Annotated in this window: 11 protein-coding genes; 3 read left to right on the top strand and 8 right to left on the bottom strand. The window is 71.0% G+C overall.

Annotated elements, in window-relative coordinates:
- Window positions 1-93: 93 nt before the first annotated feature.
- A complete protein-coding gene (locus tag AB0A74_RS35050) occupies window positions 94-639 on the bottom strand; it encodes a YbhB/YbcL family Raf kinase inhibitor-like protein (RefSeq protein ID WP_358256388.1) in 546 nt (181 codons plus the stop codon).
- Between the two features lie 481 nt (window positions 640-1,120).
- On the opposite strand from AB0A74_RS35050, the gene AB0A74_RS35045 reads away from it, so the two are divergent.
- Window positions 1,121-3,514 (top strand): hypothetical protein, encoded by a 2,394-nt coding sequence (locus AB0A74_RS35045; protein ID WP_358256384.1) that lies wholly within the window; start codon window positions 1,121-1,123, stop codon window positions 3,512-3,514.
- A gap of 6 nt (window positions 3,515-3,520) precedes the next feature.
- Here the strand turns inward: AB0A74_RS35045 and AB0A74_RS35040 are convergent, their stop codons facing one another.
- On the bottom strand, window positions 3,521-4,093 hold the full coding sequence (locus AB0A74_RS35040; RefSeq protein WP_358256382.1) for a DUF4406 domain-containing protein: 573 nt from the start codon (window positions 4,091-4,093) through the stop codon (window positions 3,521-3,523).
- Between the two features lie 180 nt (window positions 4,094-4,273).
- Between AB0A74_RS35040 and AB0A74_RS35035 the strand changes: the two genes are divergently transcribed.
- The gene (locus tag AB0A74_RS35035) at window positions 4,274-4,861 is read left to right on the top strand and encodes a dTMP kinase (protein ID WP_358256380.1); all 588 of its coding nucleotides are present in this window, start codon (window positions 4,274-4,276) and stop codon (window positions 4,859-4,861) included.
- On the opposite strand, the gene AB0A74_RS35030 is transcribed toward AB0A74_RS35035, so the two are convergent.
- Both AB0A74_RS35030 and AB0A74_RS35025 read right to left on the bottom strand, forming a co-directional pair.
- Window positions 4,845-6,203 (bottom strand): radical SAM protein, encoded by a 1,359-nt coding sequence (locus tag AB0A74_RS35030; RefSeq protein WP_358256378.1) that lies wholly within the window; start codon window positions 6,201-6,203, stop codon window positions 4,845-4,847. The genes AB0A74_RS35035 and AB0A74_RS35030 overlap by 17 nt on opposite strands.
- A gap of 14 nt (window positions 6,204-6,217) precedes the next feature.
- Window positions 6,218-6,628, bottom strand: a complete 411-nt coding sequence (locus AB0A74_RS35025) for an NUDIX hydrolase (RefSeq protein ID WP_358256376.1) — start codon at window positions 6,626-6,628, stop codon at window positions 6,218-6,220.
- 257 nt (window positions 6,629-6,885) lie between these two features.
- Between AB0A74_RS35025 and AB0A74_RS35020 the strand changes: the two genes are divergently transcribed.
- Complete coding sequence (locus AB0A74_RS35020) at window positions 6,886-7,527, top strand: hypothetical protein (protein ID WP_358256374.1); 642 nt, start codon at window positions 6,886-6,888, stop codon at window positions 7,525-7,527.
- 164 nt (window positions 7,528-7,691) lie between these two features.
- On the opposite strand, the gene AB0A74_RS35015 is transcribed toward AB0A74_RS35020, so the two are convergent.
- The 4 genes from AB0A74_RS35015 to AB0A74_RS35000 all read right to left on the bottom strand — a co-directional run bounded on the left by AB0A74_RS35015 (window position 7,692) and on the right by AB0A74_RS35000 (window position 17,397).
- On the bottom strand, window positions 7,692-8,327 hold the full coding sequence (locus AB0A74_RS35015; protein WP_358256372.1) for a DUF4360 domain-containing protein: 636 nt from the start codon (window positions 8,325-8,327) through the stop codon (window positions 7,692-7,694).
- A gap of 55 nt (window positions 8,328-8,382) precedes the next feature.
- Window positions 8,383-9,000, bottom strand: a complete 618-nt coding sequence (locus AB0A74_RS35010) for a DUF4360 domain-containing protein (RefSeq protein WP_343934828.1) — start codon at window positions 8,998-9,000, stop codon at window positions 8,383-8,385.
- Window positions 9,001-9,267: 267 nt separating this feature from the next.
- Window positions 9,268-9,705, bottom strand: a complete 438-nt coding sequence (locus AB0A74_RS35005) for a hypothetical protein (RefSeq protein ID WP_358256370.1) — start codon at window positions 9,703-9,705, stop codon at window positions 9,268-9,270.
- 3 nt (window positions 9,706-9,708) lie between these two features.
- Entirely contained in the window at window positions 9,709-17,397 is a 7,689-nt protein-coding gene (locus AB0A74_RS35000) for an RICIN domain-containing protein (RefSeq protein ID WP_358256368.1), read from the bottom strand.
- Window positions 17,398-17,516: the final 119 nt, after the last annotated feature.

The following is a 17,516-nucleotide window of genomic DNA, read 5'->3' as shown; positions in this document are numbered from 1 at the left end:
CCGCAGGGAGGCTCCGGGTGAGCGAGGTCGAGGTCGTCGCACCGCCGCGTCCGGGAGCCGGGTCCTCCGGGGCCCCGGGGCGGCGCGGGCCGGTCACGACTCGCCGGTGATGCGCGCCGAGCCGAGGGAGGCCGCGGCGATCGTCCTGGCGGCGGTCTGGGTGGAGGAACTGGACGTCAAGGTGGTCAGCGACGTCTGGTTGAGCGCGTGGACCACGAACTCGTACGTGTTCACCGTCGAAGGCGAGCACGGGCCCTGGTAGCCGTAGAGGCTCGCGCTGCCCCGGTAGTAGACCTGCCGGGAACCCGCCGGGACCGCGGGGCGGTACGCGTGCTGCACGTTCTGGGGTAGCGAGGTCGTGGTGGTCGGGATGTCGTAGATGACCCAGTGGATCAGGTTGTTGTTGTCCAGGTCCCGCATGACGATCGCGTAGCTGCGCGCGGCGGCGGGGGCGCCGGTCCACGTCAGGGGCGGGGACTCGTTGCGTTTCGCCGGGTCGTTGCCGCCGCCGCTGGTGCACTCGTGGACCTTGGGGATCGTGCCGCCGTTGGCGAACGCCGAGCTGGACAGGACGAAGGCGTTCGGTGCCGCGGCGGCCGGCGCGGTGCCGACGGACAAGGCGATCAGCACGGCGTACAGCAGGGTTCTGGTGCGTTCCACTTGACGCTCCCGAGGATTCCGGTGGTCGGTCCGTGGGGCATGTGCGCCTGCGGCCCGGCCAGCGTAGGCACCCCGCACCCCGGCGGCCAAGACCGGCGACCGGCGACCGGTGCTGAGTGCCACCTTCACCCCGGTGACCACCACAACCGTCCACAGTGGACCGCAACGGCGACGGGTCCACCCTGCTCGTCCACGGCTGATTCGCGACCACTACCCGCCGGCCGGGTGACCGCCCGCGGCCGCACCCGCAATTCGGCGGTCCGGAGCACGCGAATGGTGAACGGAAAAACCGCAGTTCTGCGTCATCCGACCTTGTGCGGGCGTAGGAAACGGGAAACAGCCGGGAAATCTCCACCGGTCCCACCGACTGCCCTACGCTGACTCGCAGGAAGCGGGGCGGGGAGGCCGGATGGACCGCGGTGCTGTTCACGGATCGACCGAAGGACCACCACGGGTCGCCGTGCACCGGACGATGGTGGTGGTCGACGTCGAGCGATTCGGCGACCGGCGGCGGACGAATCCGAATCGGCTCGTCGTGCGCCGCGCGCTCTACGCCGCAATGGCGGCGGCGTTCGCCGACATCGGCGAGGACTGGTCGAACTGGTACCGGCAGGACCGTGGTGACGGGCTCCTGGTCCTGGTGCCGCCCGAAGTGGCCAAGGTGTTGTTCGCCGAACGTCTGCCGGCGGCGTTGGCCACGCGCCTGGATGAGCACAACTCCACCCATGAACCGCAGGAACGGGTCCGGCTGCGGGTCGCCGTGCACGCGGGCGAGGTGTACCCGGACGGGGCCGGGGTGGTCGGTCACGCGGTCAACCACGTGTGCCGGTTGGTCGACTCGGAGCCTTTGCGCGGTGCGTTGGAGACGAGCGCGGGCACGATCGCGTTGATGGTCTCGGACTGGTTCTTCGAAGAGGTCGTGCGGCATTCCCTGACCGCCGAGGCGCATCGGTTCCGGCCGGTTCAAGTCGCCGTGAAGGAAACCGACACCACCGCGTGGATCCACGATCCGAACACACCCGAATTGCCCCGGCAACGGGACGGCGGAGCACCTTCCGGCGATCTGTGGCGGGCGTCCGAGGATTCGCTGCGACGGCTGGGTGCGCGCCGGACCGCCTACCCGCTGGACCTGAGCATCACCGAATTGCACGACCGCGACCTGTACGTGCCGACGACGTTCACCAAAACCGGTCACGGCGACCGCAGGTTCACGGTGGACGACGTCGCCGCCGAGGTGGCGGCCGACCAGTCCGTGCTCATCCTCGGCGAGCCCGGCAGCGGCAAGAGCGTCGCCTCGTACGCGGTGCTGCGCCGGCTGCGCGACCGGGTCCCCGCGATCGCGGTCCGCGTGTCGGAGCTGCGCCGGATGGTCGGCGCGCCCCGGCAGCGCGGCGGGCCGGAGCGCGGCGAGGTGCGGTCGGCGCTGCTCGTCGACGGCCTCGACGAGAGCCTCGGCGAGTTCGACTCCCCCGCCGACCTCTCGGAGCTGCTGCGGCAAGCCGGCGAGCGGTACGCCGTCGTCGTCACGTGCCGGCACCGCGAGTTCGAGGACAACTTGGCTCCGTCGATGGAGGGTGACACGTTCGACTCGATCTACGCGGTGACCGACTGGACGCTGGACGGCCACTTCCGCGACTTCGTCGACCGGCTGGTGGCGGGCGGCCTGCTGCCCGCCGACGACCTGTTCGAGCTGGTGCGCGCGTCACCCGACCTGTCCCGCATGATCACCCGGCCGCTGTACGCCCGGATGGTGACCTTCCTCGGCCACGAAGGTCTGTCGGAGGTCAGCAACGTGTCCGCGCTCTACGCCGAGTACGTCGACCGGCTGGCCGCGGTCAGCGACGCGGCGCTGGCGCGGGCCGGGTGCGCCGTGGCGGGGTCGTCGGTGCGGGTGTGGATCGACGCGGCGTGGGTGGTGTTCCGGCGTGCGGCCATCCACGAGGACCGGTTCGACTTCGACGCCGTCGCCTCCTCCCCCGACCTCGGCCCGCCGGAGGCCGTGCGGTGCACGCGGCGCGCCCTGAGCCAGTTGTGCGACCGGTGGCGGGCGTCGGGGCGGGTGTGGGGCAGCTTCATCCACTACTCGTTCTTCGAGTACCTGGTCAGCCGGCACTACGCGCGGGAGATCGAAGCCGCGTTGGCGACCGGTGCTGTCGAACGGCTGGCCGCGTGCCTGCGCGTGGATCCCACGCCGGAGATGCGGCACTTCCTGGTGGACGAGCTGCGCATCGCCCGGCCCACCGGGCTCGGCGTGGCGCTGGAGACGGCGTTCCGCCGCGTTCGCGACGCCGGCGAGGACCTGTCGGTGGTGCGGGTCGTGGGCAACCTGGTGGCGTACCTGCTGTCCCGGGCCGCGCCGGACGGCCGGGTCGCGTTGTGGCGGCTGTACCGGGACGAGACCGACACGTTCCTGCAGCAGGCCGTGCTGTGGGGGCTGTGCCACCTCGGCGACCGCGAGGCGCTGCGGCTGTTCGTCCGCCGGGGCGAGGAGTCGACCGAGTGGCGCGCGTGGAACCGCGGCTACCTCATGTACTACTACGGCGACATCGACCACCGCGACGAACCACCGCACGTCGACTCCGACAAATTGCGCGGCTGGGCCCGGACCAGGGAGCGCACGCTCGCGCTGATGACCGCGGCGGACTACCCCGAGCGCATTTCCCCCGAACGGAGGTACCTCGACCTCTACACCTTTTACGACTACGCGGTGTGGCGGGAGGAATTGCTGACCGTGTCGGACTGCCGCGCATTGCGTCCGGCCGAAGACGCTTTACAGCACGACCGCACGATGGATTCCGCATTATTGCGGGCGTTGACCGAAATGCGTCGGCGCGTGTCCCCGCCGGGAACGTGAGACCGGTCAACCCGCGGTCGCGGGACTGGGCGCGGCGGGCAGCAGGTCGCGCACCCGGTGCCCGGGGAACCCCGCCCGGACCAGGTCGGCCTCGGACCGCTCGCACGTCGACCACAGGTCACGTTCGGTCATCCGATTGCCGGCGGCGTCCTCCACGGGCAGCCCCAACCGGGTGGCCAACTCCGCCTCGACCCGCGCGCCCCGGCTCAGCTCCCAGCCGTCGGCCAGCACGATCCGCCCCACGTGACCTCGGATGATGCGCTCGCACAACTGGTCGTAGCCGGGCTGGTCCAGGCCCTCGATGTCGAACTCGGACGGGTTGACGACGTTGTGCTCGGGGTAGCGCGCCCGGGCGCGCCGGGCGGCGGCTCTGGCGTCGCGCCGGTTGGGTTCCAGCACCTGCCGCGCCCACCGGTCGACCAACCGGGCGCGCAGCACCGCGCGGTCGAACTCGGCGGCGGCGAGCATCAGTTCCAGTTCCCGACGGCCCGAACTGATCGGGCATGCGACATACACCGCGTCCGTCAGTTCAATGGACGCGAACGCTTGAAGAGCGGCGGAGAGAGCGGGTCGGTGCATCTGGTTGTCCTCCGTTCCGGCACTGCGTGCGATGATCACGGTTGCACGGCGTGCCGGCCGATCGGGAGAGACACGCTGGTGCGCTGCGGCCAATGCAACCATTTGTGCGATGGGAACTCCATGATGCCAGTCGCGGGGGCACGATCCGGCCATTCCGACAAGAAGGGGCGGTGGATTTGCGTGGACGGCCTGGAAGGCGTCGGCAAGACCACCGCGGCCCGCGCCATCGCCGCCGCGTGGCCCGCCCACGCCACCCCGGAGTTCTCCTCCGCGCCGTTCGGTCGGGCGCTGGCCGACGCCGTCCGCCGGACACCGCACCGGATCTCCGAGGACGAGGTCGGCCAGTCGCTGGTGTTCCTCGGCGACTTCCACGAGGTCCACGCCACCCACGTCCGGCCGCTGCTGGCCGCCGGGGAGCACGTGGTCAGCGACCGCGGCTACCTGAGCAAGTACGCCTACCAGGAAGTCGTGCTCACCGACGCCCTCGGCGCGCACGCCGCTCGCGACCTGCTGGACGCGGTGTTCCGCCACCTTCCGCCCCCGGACCTCACGCTGTACCTGGTCGCGCCTCCGGACGTGCTGCGCCGGCGCATCACCGTCCGCGACGGCGCGTGCGACGACGACCGCCTGGCGTTCATGGCCCGCGCCCACCAGGCCGCCCTGGACCGACTCGCGCGGACGCCCGCGCTGCGCGTGACGACCATCGACGCCGACCGGTCACCGGAGGAGGTCCTGGCCGACGCCCTGGACGCTATTCGTCATAGCTGAACCCCGCGGTCCGGGCGCGCACCGCGGGGCTGAACAGGGCCTGCGACAACAGGTCCCGGTACTTCACGCCCGCTCGGGTCAGCACCGCCGACGTCGGGCCCACCTCGCACAGCCCCAGGTCGGCGAACGCGGCGAACTCGTCCTCGAACACCTCGACCGGGTCGAAGTCGAGCAGCTCACGCGTCCACCTCCGGTCCAGCGCCATCAGGTTGAGCGCGGTGGCCTTGCGGCGGCGTTCGTCGTCGGTCATGACGAACCCGTCGGTGACCGGGAGACCACCCGCGGCGACAGCGTCCACATAGGACTTCAACGTCGAAGCGCGGGACCGCACGGAGTAGCCGTTGCGCAGGTCGGCCTCCCACAGGTAGCTGCGCGCGCCGGCGCCCATGCCGAGCACGTTGCGCATACCCCAGTGGTTGGCCTTCTGCCGGTAGCCGCCGTCGTCGCGGACCCACCGCACGTGCGTCTCCTGCCGGTACCCGGCCTCGCGCAGCACCCGGTCGGCCAGGTCGTAGCGCCGGTAGAGCGTCGCGCCCGCGACGGAGGAGTAGCCCTGCCGGCTGTAGCCGGTGAACGGTCGCAGGGTCAGCGGGTAGGCGCACAGCGTCGGCGGGGCCAGGGCCGCCACGCGGCGCAGCGAGTCCAGCCAGCCCTGCTCGGTCTGGCCCGCCAAGCCGTAGATCAGGTCCACGCAGACGTTGGCGAACCCGGTGTCCAGCGCCTGTTCCAGCAGCGCCAAGCCGGCGCCGGCGGGGCGGCGCCGGCCGAGGCCGCGCACCTCGCCGTCGACCATCGACTGGTAGCCCAGGTTGATCCGGTTGATCCCCGCCGCGCGCAGGTCGCGCAACGCCGCGGCGTCCACGGTCGCCGGGTCCACCTCCAGCGCGGTCTCCGGCGGGAATTCCCCCGGTGTGGTGGAGAACAGCCCGAGCAGCCGGCGCAGGAGGCGTTCGAGTTGGGCGGGCGCCAGCAACGACGGCGTGCCGCCGCCGATGTAGAGGGTCGTGACGGTCTTGCGGTCGGTCAGGTCGGCCAACCGCTCCGCCTCGGCCAGGACGGTGTCGACGTACCCGTCGAAGTCCCGCCCGACCCCGGCGACCGCGTAGAGGTTGCAGAACCGGCAGATCTGGCGGCAGAACGGCACGTGCACGTAGAGGTTGAGGTCGCCGAAGCGCTCCAGCGACCGCGAGACCAGGTCGGGCACGGCCGCCCGGACCCGGTCGTCGAAGCGCCGGTAGGACTGCCGGGGCGGGTAGGAGTAGACGTAGTCGGCGCGTGTCCGGGTGGCTATCAGAGTGGCCAGGGCGTCCCGGGTGGAAACCCGGTCCACGACGATCCGCATGCCGTCCTCACCAGTCAGAGATCGATGTCGCCGGCACTGATCGCACGCAACAGGTTGCGCGTGTTGGGTGAGAGCTGTTCCTCCATCGCCGCCAAGTCGGCCAGGTCGTGGTAACCGCAATTGTCGTGTATGTGGGTTTCCACGACGTGCGGTCGGCCCGCGGTGATGTCCGCCAGGAACCAGGTGTATTCCATCGTGCGCCCGTTTTCGGTGAACGACCGGGTGCCCAGTTCCCGACCCACCGCGACTTCCACGCCGACTTCCTCGCGCAGTTCGCGCTCGGCGGTGTCCCCGGCCTGTTCACCGGGATCGACCTTGCCGCCTGGAATTTCCCATTGTTGCAGCTCAGAGGTGTTCCGGTGGAGCAGCAACACGCGCCCGCGCTCGTCCCTGACGATGCAGCCGGCGAGTTTGACCACGTGCATTGAATCGACTCCCGTTCGTTCGGTTCGGACGACCGGAACCGCCAGTGAACCACAGCCCGCGGGGTTCGCACTACACGATCCGGAAAGTCCCACTGTGCCATTCCGCAATATTGCGGCCATATCGGGTGACGTGGATTTTCCGCCGTACGGGCGATACTCGGAGCACACCCGGCCGTTTACCCACTTGAGGTACTGTCGACTTCCGGATCAACCTCCCACTACGGGGTTCCGCGCGATCCGAAAGGGTGTTCTGCTCGATGAAAATAATCGTGTCCGGGTTGACCGCGGCCGGGAAGACGACCTTGTGCGTCAGGCTGGCCGCCGACCTCGGCGTCCCGTACACGAGCGCTTCGCAGGTCCTCGGCGCGCTGCTGCGCCGATCCGACCGCGAGTGGACACCCGCCCTCGACCGGCGGCGCACCGACCTGGCCGTGGAACGGGCCGTGGACGCGGCGATGGCCGAACGACTGCGCGACCTGGCCGCCGGCGTGTTCGACGCGTGGGGACTGCCGTGGTACTCGGACGCGGCCGCGACCCGGATCTGGCTGGAGTCCAGCCGAGTGAGCAGGCTGCGCAAGTGCTACGTGTCCTACCTCCAGCGCGGCACGCCGAAGACGTTCGCGGAGTGCGCGTCGCTCATGGACGCGAAAGACGCGCTCAGCCGATCGGTGTTCCGGGCCAACTGGGGCTTCGACCTGTTCCGCGACCGGCGCCCGTTCGACCTGCTCGTGGACTGCTCGGCGCAGATGCCCGCCGCCACGGTCGAACACGCCGAGGCGGGAGCGCGGGCCACCTACGAGTCCGTCGTGGACGCCTTGGCCGAACGACACCTGCTGGACCGGCCACGCCGCCCACCCGCGCACCCGACGAGCCGGTCCAGCGTGGAGTGGCTGCGTTAGCCACGCCGCACGGCGGCGAACCGATGCGCACCGCCAGGCCCCAGGCCGCATGTCCGTGTCGATGTCCACGGACACAAACACTCCAAAGTGGACTCACCGCGGTACATGGTCCCCGGGCTCGCACGGCCCCGCGAGGGTGGGCCGTGCGAGCACCACGAACGCCTCTACCTGCACACCTTCCAGGCGAAGTGGTAGACCGTGTTCACGCTGCCGTCCGTCGAGTCCATCGACATGAAGCTCGTCGTGGTGTTCGGGTTCGACGTGCCGGCGTTCACGCGCAACTCCGTGTTGATGTTGAAGTTCCGTCGTTCACCGCACGGGTGGTAGACGATCGCCGCCACCTCCACCGTGTCCGTCGCCTGCCAGTCGTCGCTCAACGGCCCGCTGTAGTTGTGCGTCTTGTAGGCCGTGGGCGACATTCCCTGGAAGTAGTAGTTCGCCCGCTCCACGCCGGTCGCGCCCCGCTCCAGGTGGGCGAAGCCGCGGTAGTCGGCCTGGGCGATGCCGTAGGTGAAGCCCTGCGGCACGTTGACCTTCAGGTTGAGCTGGCAGTTCTTCCTGAAGTCGGTGGGTTGCGCGCCCACCCCGACCTGCGCCATGAACTCGCTGTAGGTCACGGTGAACGCCTTGTTGTCCGGGGACACCGCCACCGCGGCGGTGCCCGCCGGGCAGCCGGACCCGTTGACCGTCACCACCTCGATGGTGATGTGGTCCGGCGGCGGGGTGGTGTTCGGGGCGCCGCCCGGCGGGAAGACGATCGTCGTCGCCGCCAGGGCGGCCGCGGCCAAGCTTTCGAGCATGTGAGCACCTCCGACTGGACGCTGGTGGCGGCGGGGGTCGGGAGGGGCGGTGGGCTCAGCAGCGTTTCCACGAGAAGTGGTAGCGGGTGCTCACGTTGCTGTCGGTCGAGTCCATCACCATGAAGCTGGTGCCGCGCGAGCTGCCCGCCTGCACGCGCAGCTCGGTGTTGACGTTGAAGATCCGCCGCTCGCCGCACGGCGGGTACACGATCGCGTCCCACTGGGTCGTGTCGGTGACCTGCCAGTTGTCGCTGAGCGGGCCGTGGAAGTGGTGCGGTTTGCGGGCGGTCGGGGAGGTGCCGGCGAAGTAGTAGTTGCCCTGCTCCATCCCCGACGCCCCGGCCAGCAGGTGCGCGAAGCCCCGGTAGTCGGCCTGCGTGATGCCGACGGTGAAGCCCTGCGGGTAGCTCAACTGCAGCGCGAGCTGGCAGTTCTTGCGGAAGTCCGTCGGCTCGGAACTCCCGCCCGCCTGGGCGAGGAACTGGCTGTAGGTGACGGTGAAGGTCGTGCGGTCCTCGGCGGTGGCGACGGCGGCCGTGCCCGCCGGGCACCCGGACCCGTTGACGGTGACGACCTCGACGCGCACGTAGTCGGGCGCCGTCTGGACGGTCGGGCCGTCCGCGGGCACCAGGGTGGACAGGGTGAGGGTGGCCGCTGCCATGATGGTCAGCATGGGAGGCCTTTCTGCTGCGTAGTCCACGCGGCGGCGCGCACGAAATGTAGCGCACGGATATCTCGGCACCCGTTCCGCCAAAAGAGTGGCTACCGCTTGACCGGACCACGCGAAAAGCCGGCGAGAATTGGCCACAACGTCCGATGACCACATCGCCGGCTATTTGGTGCGACTTTCAACGAAATTGTCCCGGCCACCGGCCGTCGCGCTCCGGTCGAATGGCCCGGTGTTATGCCCCCGAACGCCTGCGACCCATCCGCCGACGGCTCACGACACCGAGCGGACCGATTCCGCCCACGCTCGGACGTGCGCCAGCGCGGGTCCCAGGGCCAGCGTCAGCACCGCGCGCAGCCGGTCGGCGTGCTCGAAGGCGAACCACCCGCTCTTCAGCCGGCTGCGCACGCGCGGGTTGTCCCCGTAGAGGGCGCCCAGCGCCTTCTTGCCCAGCGCCTTGTCCAGGGTCTGCGGCGTGACCTGCAGGCGGGAGTCCATCGGGATGTTGCCCACCTCGTCGGCCGCCGCGGTGTCCTCGGCGGTGAAGAGCAGACCCCAACCGAGGTCGGGGTCCCACCCGTGGCGGTCGAGCTGGACCTTCAGGCGGACGCCGCCGGGCAGTTTGTAGGTCCCCTTCGCACCGGTGAACCCGTTCTCCCGGAACACACCGTCGAATTCCCGGAGCACCGCGTCGACGTCCGCCTTCTTCACGTCCTACCTCCGGTACACGTGCGTCTTCAACCCGTACTTCCGGTGGATGTACGCGTCCTTGAGCTGCTGCATCTTAGTGTACCGGGACTTGCCCTTCTTCACCTCGACCAGGAACGACCCGCGCGGGCCCTTCACCTGGAAATCGGCGAACCGCTTCCCGAGCACGGGCACCTTGAAATACACCTGCTTCTGGACGTTGGCCCGCCCGTACTTCTTCACCAGGATGCGTTCCACGCGGCCTTCGAGCACCTTCCCGGCCTTGCGGTTGGCCGCGATGCACGCCGCCGAGGCGTTGTGCACCAGCACCGCGACGGCACCCGCCACGACGCTGAAGGTGTGCGGTCCGGAGACGTTGAGGTTGTAGACCGTCTCGCGGCCGGTGCCGAGGTCCTTGACGTGCCGGATGGACGCCGTGCCGCCGCCGGGCAGCAGCACCCGGTCGCCGATGCCGATGTCCGCCGCCGCGGTCCAGCCGCGGCCGTCCACCCACACCGGGTGGTTGGCCGTCGCGGTCACCGGGCCGCCGCCCTCGGCGGTGAACTGCACCAGGTGCTTGTCGCCGTGGCCGACGACCACGTCCACGACCGGCTCGACGCGCACCTCGCCGGTCACCGGGTCGGCCGCGACGACCAGGTCGCCGACCTCCACCTCGGCGATGGGCAGCGTGCCGCCGTCGCCCATCAGCACCCGGGTCTCGGGCGCGAACGAGTTGCACCGGCCGCGCGACACCAGCGACCGCGCGGACTTCGCCACCGAGGACGCCGCCTTGGGCACCGATCTCGCCGCGGCCTTCACCGCCGCGACCCCGACCCGGACCGCCGCGCCCGCGCCGACCAGGTTGGCCGCCGCGGTGACCGCCATCTCGGCGGCCTTGCGGTAGTTGCCCGTCGCCGCGTAGGCCACCGACGACACCGCGCCCGCGACCGCGCCGATCGGGCCCGGGATGTAGGACACCACCTCGGCCACCTTGGCCACGACGTTCGCGACCTTCTTCAGCCAGCCCCACCGGCCGTCGAGGTCGGTGCAGTTGACCGGGTCGGCGGCGCAGTAGTCGTAGGCGGTGGCGTTGCCGCCCTCCTCCGGGTCGGGCTGCCAGAACCGGCCGGTGCCGGGGTGGTAGAGCCGGACTCCCATCAGCACCACGCCGCCCAGCGCCTCGGCGGAGCGCTGCTTGCCGCCCAGCCAGGCGTAGCGGGCGGTCGCCGCGGCCGGGGTGTCGGCCGACGGCACGCCGTACTCGTCGGCGTCGAGCACCGTCACCGCGCCCAGCTGCCCGGCGACCACCGGGACGGTGGCCATGACGTCGCCGTGCAGGTTGGTCAGCTGGAGGGTGACGTCCCCGGACAGGCCGGTGGTGAACGCCAGGTCGCCCTCGGGGCTGGAGATGTTGCGGGTGACGTTGTCGCCCTGGGTGACGTCCTCGGCGATCCAGCGGGGCTCGTCGGAGTCGTCGGCGTAGTGGTTGAGCTTGGTGACGGCGTTGGCCCAACCGCCGTTGACCAACCGCTCGGCGGTGAACGACCGCTGCCGCAGCGCCGGGTCCAGCGTCCACGTCATGCGCCGGTCGGCGGTCTGCTGCGACCGCACGAGGTCGTTGACGTAGTAGCTGTTCTGCACGCCGTCCGGGGTCGTGGTGATCCGGCCGAAGGCGTCGTACACCCAGCCCGCGTCGGTCAGGCGGTCGGCCGAGTCGTAGGTGTGCGACTGCGTTTGCGCCGGTTCGGAGTCACCCGGGCACACGCCCCCGGTCGCCCCGGTGCGGGTGGACTTGCCCGTGCGGTTGGTGCGCCGGTCGAAGGTGTACGTGCGCACCGTGCACAGGCCGGTGGCGGCCGAGGTGTCCTCGACGCGGGTCAGCCGGCCCAGGTCGTCGTAGGCGTAGCGCTTGTCCGAGCCGGGACCGGTGTGCCGCAGCCACTGGCCCTGGGCGTTCTCCACGACGGTGCTGGCCGCGACGACCGTGCCGTCCTTGCGGTAGGTGCGCCCGACCGGCACGCCCGCCGGGTCCAGCTCCTGCTCCATCACCACGCCGCCGGGCAGGTCCAGGCCGACGACCTGGCCGTCCGGGCCGTAGCGGGTGCCGATCGAGCCGCCGACGCTGTCGGTCACCGAGGTCACCAGGCCGCGCGGCTCGGCCGCCCGGTCGTAGGTGAACGTCTGGTGGGTGCCGAGCGAGTCGGTGATCTTCGCGGGCTTGCCGAAGCGGTCGAACTCGGTGGCGGTCCACGCGCCGTCGGCGTCGGTGTAGCGGACCAGGCGGCCCAGCCGGTCGAACTCGCGGGTCACCTTGGTGCCGTCGGCGAACCTCGTGGTCAGGTTGTCGCCGGAGACCGGGTCGAAGTCGGTGCCGACCTGCTGCACCGCCTCGCCGAGGTCACCGGTGATCTTCGTGCCGACCAGGCGGTCCGCCGCGTCGTAGGTGTTGACGGTCGTGCGGGTCTTGCCCGCGACGGTCTCGGTGATCCGGTCCGGCTCGCCGAACCGGGTGTAGGACTCGACCCGGCGCACCGGCACGTCGCCGACCATGCGAGCCGGGTCGTGCCCGGTGATCGCGCCCACGGCCCGCACGACGCACGCCTGCCCGGCCCACTCCGGCCGGTTGCCGCACGCGGCGTCGTCGGGGTTCGCCCCGGCGGTGTAGAACACCGACCGCGTGGTGCCGGCGTCCGAGCCGGTCGAGTCGATCTTGCGCGACTCCCGCGCGCGGCCCTGGTCGTCGTACTTGGTCGCGGCTTCCAGCGGCTGCGCGGTCTCGACGGCGGAGACCACCTTGGTGGGCTTGCGCAGCACCCAACCGGAAGCGCCGCCGTACATGGGGCCGTACTCGTTCTTGGTGACCCGGACGTCCTGGTCGCCGTCCACGCCGACGACGCGGGCGCCCGCGCGCACGGTCGTGGGCAGGTGGTAGGCCACGCCGTCGGGCTTGCCCTCGTCGTACGTCGTCGCCGTCACGCTGCGGGCGTTGACCAGCCGGCTCGCGTCGTTGGCCAGTGCGATGCGGTGCAGCGGCGACACGGTCTCCAGCAGGTCGATGCCGTCGGGACCGTAGGTCGAGCGGGTGTCCAGCCAGGTCGCCCGGGTCCGGCTGTCGTACTGGGCGAGGCCCAGCGCGGACAGGTTCGCCGCCGCGTTCGGGGACTGGCCCAGCGCCAGGGCGCGGTTGGACGACTCCAGGGCACGCACGACGTTGCCGAAGCGGTCGTACTCGTTGGTGTCGATGTGCCCGCCCGGCGTGGCGGTGTTGACCTCCTTGCCGGAAGCGTTGAGGTAGTGCACGGTCGCCGCGCGGTAGCCGTCCGGGCCGGGGCTCGACGCGGTGGCGGTGCCCACCGCGACCGGGTCTTCGGGCCCGAAGACGGCCACGGCGTCGGTCGGCGCGTCAGCCTGCGCCCACGCGGCGATCGACGGGCCGTCCAGGTCGTACGGGCCGCCCGCGCCGCGGGTCAGCGGCACGCCGTAGACGACGGTGGTGGCGATCTCGCCGTCGAGCTGGTCCGTGGTGCCCGGCCGCAGGGCGTCGCGGCGCACCTTCAGCAGGCGGCCGGTGTTGGTGTCGCCGGGGGTCGCCGTGCCGAAGTCGAACCGCCACGGCAGGTCGCCGGGCTGGCCCAGCTCGGTGATGTGACCGGCGTCGTCGTAGGCGTAGGTGGTCTTCAGCGGTTGCGCCAGGCGCGGGTCCCACACCTCCCGGAGGCGACCGCGGTCGTCGTAGGCGTAGCGCGCGACGTCCACAGCGGACACCGTGCCGGTGGCCGGGTCGGTGCTCCACGCCGCGATGGCGCGGATCCGGCCGGCGAAGTCACCCGGGGCCGACGCGGTCGCGGTGGTCGCGGTGGCGTAGTGGTACTCCAGCACCTCGCAGCCCCGGGCGGGCGTGGCCGCCGTGCAGTCGCCGATGCCCGGCTCCTGCGCGGCGATCACCCGCTTGATGCGGAGCTGGTCGTCGACGTTCTCGTAGGTGTAGCGGGTCGTGTTGCCCTGCGCGGGCGGGGTGGCGCTCTCGACCACGTGGGTGTCGGTGCCCGCCGGCTTGGCGAACGTCGTCACCGTCCCGTCCAGTTCGGACAGCCGGTAGAGCTCGCCCTCCCTGACCAGCTTGAGGTCCTCCGCGCCGGGCTCCGGCCAGAACCTGCCGTCCGGGGTGCGGGTGAACCAGATCGAGGAGCCGTCGGACTGCTCGACCTGCACGGTGTCCTCGTGCGGGAACGCCAGCCGGGTGTAGTCGATCTGGGCGGAGTCCACCTCCGCGCCGGTCTCCCAGTGCGGGCCGAACGGCGCGGTGATCTCGCGCAACGACAGGTCGTCGTAGTAGACCTTCTTGCCGCTGCCGGCGGTGAAACCGTTGTAGAGCCGGACGAACGCCTGGTTGGCGTCGGTGGGCACGGTGAAGTCCAGGGTCAGCTGCTGCCAGGCGTCCACCGCCTGCGCGGTGTTGCTGTGGTACTCCTGGTAGCCCGCCGCGGTCTTGGTGAAGGCCACGATCCGCAGCGCGCGGTTGTGGGTGGCGTTGAGGCCGGTCGCGGCGGGCACGTAGATCCAGCCCGTGACCCGGTACGTGCGGCCGGGCTTCATGCCCAGGCGCAGCGCGCCGATGTCGTCCTCGATGGAGGCCATCGTGTCGTCGGCGTTCCAGCCCTGCGCCGCGACCGGGGTCAGCTCCAGCGAGTCGGTGCTGTCGTGGCCGCGCTCGGTGTTGCGGGCCGCGCTGGTCGTGTAGAGCTTGAAACCCGTGGTGTCGGTGGAGATCTTCTGCTGGTTGGCGGTCAACCGCTGCCGCTGGAGCTGGTAGCCGGTCTTCGGGTCGCGCGACGAGGAGGTGCGCGACACCGACAGGCCGAACTCCTCGGCGTCGGTGGACCGCAGCGAGTAGTCGCCGGTGAGCAGGTTGACCGAGCCGGGCCCGATGTCCGTGCCGGCCGCGGTGTCCGCGCTCGGATCGACCACCGCGGTGCGCCACGACGTCGAGTACGCGCCCGAGCCCGCCGCGTCGGTCGCCAGGACCGCCTTGACCTGGACCACGCCCGCGTCCACGCCCAGGGTGTCCACCGCGTTCCACACGGCGAACTCGCCGAAGGAGGTCAGCGGCACGAACCCGGTGCCCAGCGGCGACCCGTCGGCCTTGGTCAGGTGCGCCGGCGGGACGTCGGACTCCACCGCCGCGCCCGGACCACGCCGCCAGGCGAACTTGACGTGCGTGAACACCGGCTCGCCGATGACCTGTAGCTGCACCCGCCGCGGTGCCCGCACGTTCTCCGCCGGGCGCACCAGACCCGCGCGGCCCACGTGGAAGGTGTAGGAGGTGATGCCGGACAGACGTCCGGCCCGGTCCTTGGTGCGCACGTTGAGCGTGTGCTGGCCGTCCGTGGTCGGCGTGATCGACGGGGTCGCCCTGCCGTCCGCGCCCGCGGTGACCTCGGCGGTCGGCACCGCGTCCAACGCCCACAGGTAGGAGTGCACGTCGGCCGTGCCGGCCGGCGGGGTGAACGTGAACGCGCCCGCCTGACCCGCGCCCTTGTGCCACTTGTTGTCGTTCGGGTAATCCGTCGAGGACACAAACGGCGCACCCGGGTCCACCGTGTCCACGGTGAACTGCAACCACTGCAGGTTCACCCCCGGGTCCGGGGCGGCGTCGAGGCGGAACTTCTGGCAACCGCACCCGTTCGAGGTCCAGGTCCAGACCTTCTGGCCGTTGTCGACCTGGTTGTTCTGCACGTCCATGACCTTGCCGGAGTGCTTGGCCACCAACGTGTACTCGCCGTTGCCGACACGATCCAGCCGCCACTTCTGGCAGTCGTTGCCGTTGCCCGGCCACTGCTTGATCAGGGTGCCGTCGCCCGTGCCGCAGTCGGACACGTCCAACACCTGGTCGGAGTGGCGGGCGCGCAGCATGTAGTGGCCGTCGCCCGTGCCCACCAGCGCGAACCGCTGGCAGCCCCCGCCCCAGTAGTCCCACTGGTGCACGAGCGTGCCCGCGGCCGTGGAACAGCCGGCGATGTCCACCGCCTTGCCCGAGTGCACCGGCCGGATCGAGACGAACGCGTCACCGCCCCAGTCGTGCGCGTCGAACGACGTCGCCCGGAACCGGTAGGTCTTACCCGGCTGCAACAGGCCGTCCGGCACCTTCCAGGTCGCGATGCTGCCCGACGGCACGCCCCACAGCCAGTAGTCGGTGACCATCGTGTCGCCGTCGTAGACGTAGAACACGGCCGTGACCGTGCCGCCGTCCGGGTCGCTGGGCCGGAAGGACAGCGTGGGCGTGGTGCTGCGGGTGAAGGTCTGGCCGTTGGAGTCGCCGCGGTCGGACACGTCCAGCGCCGTGGCCGGGTCGGGCCGGGAGTTGTAGTCCACCGACAGGTGCGGCACGCCGCCCGCCTCGGCGGAGTCGAACTTCTTCCAGCCGTAGTTGTCGCTCTCGTTGGCCGCCTTGGCCATCACGCCGACCGTGCCCGCGCCGTTGTCGGCGGCCAGCTGCACCAGGCCGCGGATGTCGCCGCTGACCCAGCCGTCGTTGCAGGAGGAGGAGTAGCCCTTGGTCTCGCTCGTGGTGGACCAGCGCGTGTACCAGGGCGGCTGCGCGCCCCAGTTGGTGTTCCAGCCGACCAGGCCGGTGTCCCAGATCTCCCAGTCGCGGGCCTGGCAGGACCAGGCGTGCCACTCGTAGAGGTTCAGCCGGGCGCTGTGGATGCGGCGGCCCTTGAACTGCGAGAGGTCGAAGTTGAAGTAGCTGCGCGCGATGGTCGCGCCGCCGTCGAACGTGCCCAGCCGCAGGTCGGTGTCACCGCCGGTGTCGCGGCTGGTGCCGGTCTGCACGTACTTGTCGTAGACCGGGCCCACGGTCACCGCCGGGTCCACGACCACGGGGTACCGGGTGTCCTTGGCGTGCAGGAAGTTCTCGTCGGCGGTGAGGTTCAGGTCGGTGACGGCCTGCCCGGCGGCGCGCGCGAGGCCGGGTGCCAGCTCCATCCCGACCGGGACCCGCTTGAGCGGCTGCCCCGCCTTCTCGTCACGCCGGGCGTCCCACATCTCCGGCTTGGGCACGGAGCCGATCACGGTGCCGGAGGCGTCGACCAGGTCGGTGTTGCCGTCGTCCTTGCGCCGCGGGGTCGCGCCCTTGGTGCGCAGCGGCAGGGACAGCTTCACCGGCCCCTTGGGCCGCTCCTTCAGGACCAGGAACTGCTCGAACCCGGTCCGGGTCGCCTCCACGACGAGGTCCGCGCCGGGCCGCACGTCGGGGTAGGTGACCTTCCGGCCGTCGAGCTTCGGGGTGGGCAGGGGCCCGCGCCACTGGAGGGCGACCTCGGCGTCACCGTGCTTGACGGCGGCGAGGTCGCGGACGTCGTCGGGCTTGCCGCCGGGAGCGGCGATCACCAGGTCACGGGGGTGGGCCTTGGGGGCGATCGTGCCGTCCGCGCGCCGTTCGAGGGTCAGGTCGACGGGCACCCACGCGTCGCCGCGCTTGACCCGGACCGGGCCGGCGTGGATCTCGGTGGTGAGCTTGCCGTCGGCGTTGACGAAGGTGGCGGTGTTCTCGGTCCGCTCGCTGAGCGCTTCGACCCGGATCTTGTGCAACGCGGCCGTGGCGCGCGCGGAGGGGATGTCCGGGGCCTCGTTGGTGACCGGCGGCGTGGGAGCCGGGTCCTTCCCGGGCTGGGCGACGGCCGGCGGGCCGACGGCGGTGACGGTGGAGGCCACGAGCACGACGCTCGTCGCGACCCCCAAGACCCGTCTGAGCAGCGACTTTTGGGCGCGCGAGGACCCGGGACGAGACATGTGAACCCCCCGTGAGGACCAACCCCGATTTGTGCGGACGC

The sequence above is a fragment of the Saccharothrix sp. NPDC042600 genome, from assembly GCF_040647305.1.
Classification (GTDB): domain Bacteria; phylum Actinomycetota; class Actinomycetes; order Mycobacteriales; family Pseudonocardiaceae; genus Actinosynnema; species Actinosynnema mutabilis.
This window is presented reverse-complemented; position numbering and strand designations above follow the sequence as displayed.

Excerpts from the sequence above, each read along its gene's own strand:
- AB0A74_RS35040 (WP_358256382.1), bottom strand. The coding sequence starts at position 4,093 with ATGCACCGACCCGCTCTCTCCGCCGCTCTTCAAGCGTTCGCGTCCATT.
- AB0A74_RS35030 (WP_358256378.1), bottom strand. The coding sequence starts at position 6,203 with ATGCGGATCGTCGTGGACCGGGTTTCCACCCGGGACGCCCTGGCCACT.
- AB0A74_RS35025 (WP_358256376.1), bottom strand. The coding sequence starts at position 6,628 with ATGCACGTGGTCAAACTCGCCGGCTGCATCGTCAGGGACGAGCGCGGG.
- AB0A74_RS35020 (WP_358256374.1), top strand. The coding sequence starts at position 6,886 with ATGAAAATAATCGTGTCCGGGTTGACCGCGGCCGGGAAGACGACCTTG.
- AB0A74_RS35015 (WP_358256372.1), bottom strand. The coding sequence starts at position 8,327 with ATGCTCGAAAGCTTGGCCGCGGCCGCCCTGGCGGCGACGACGATCGTC.
- AB0A74_RS35010 (WP_343934828.1), bottom strand. The coding sequence starts at position 9,000 with ATGCTGACCATCATGGCAGCGGCCACCCTCACCCTGTCCACCCTGGTG.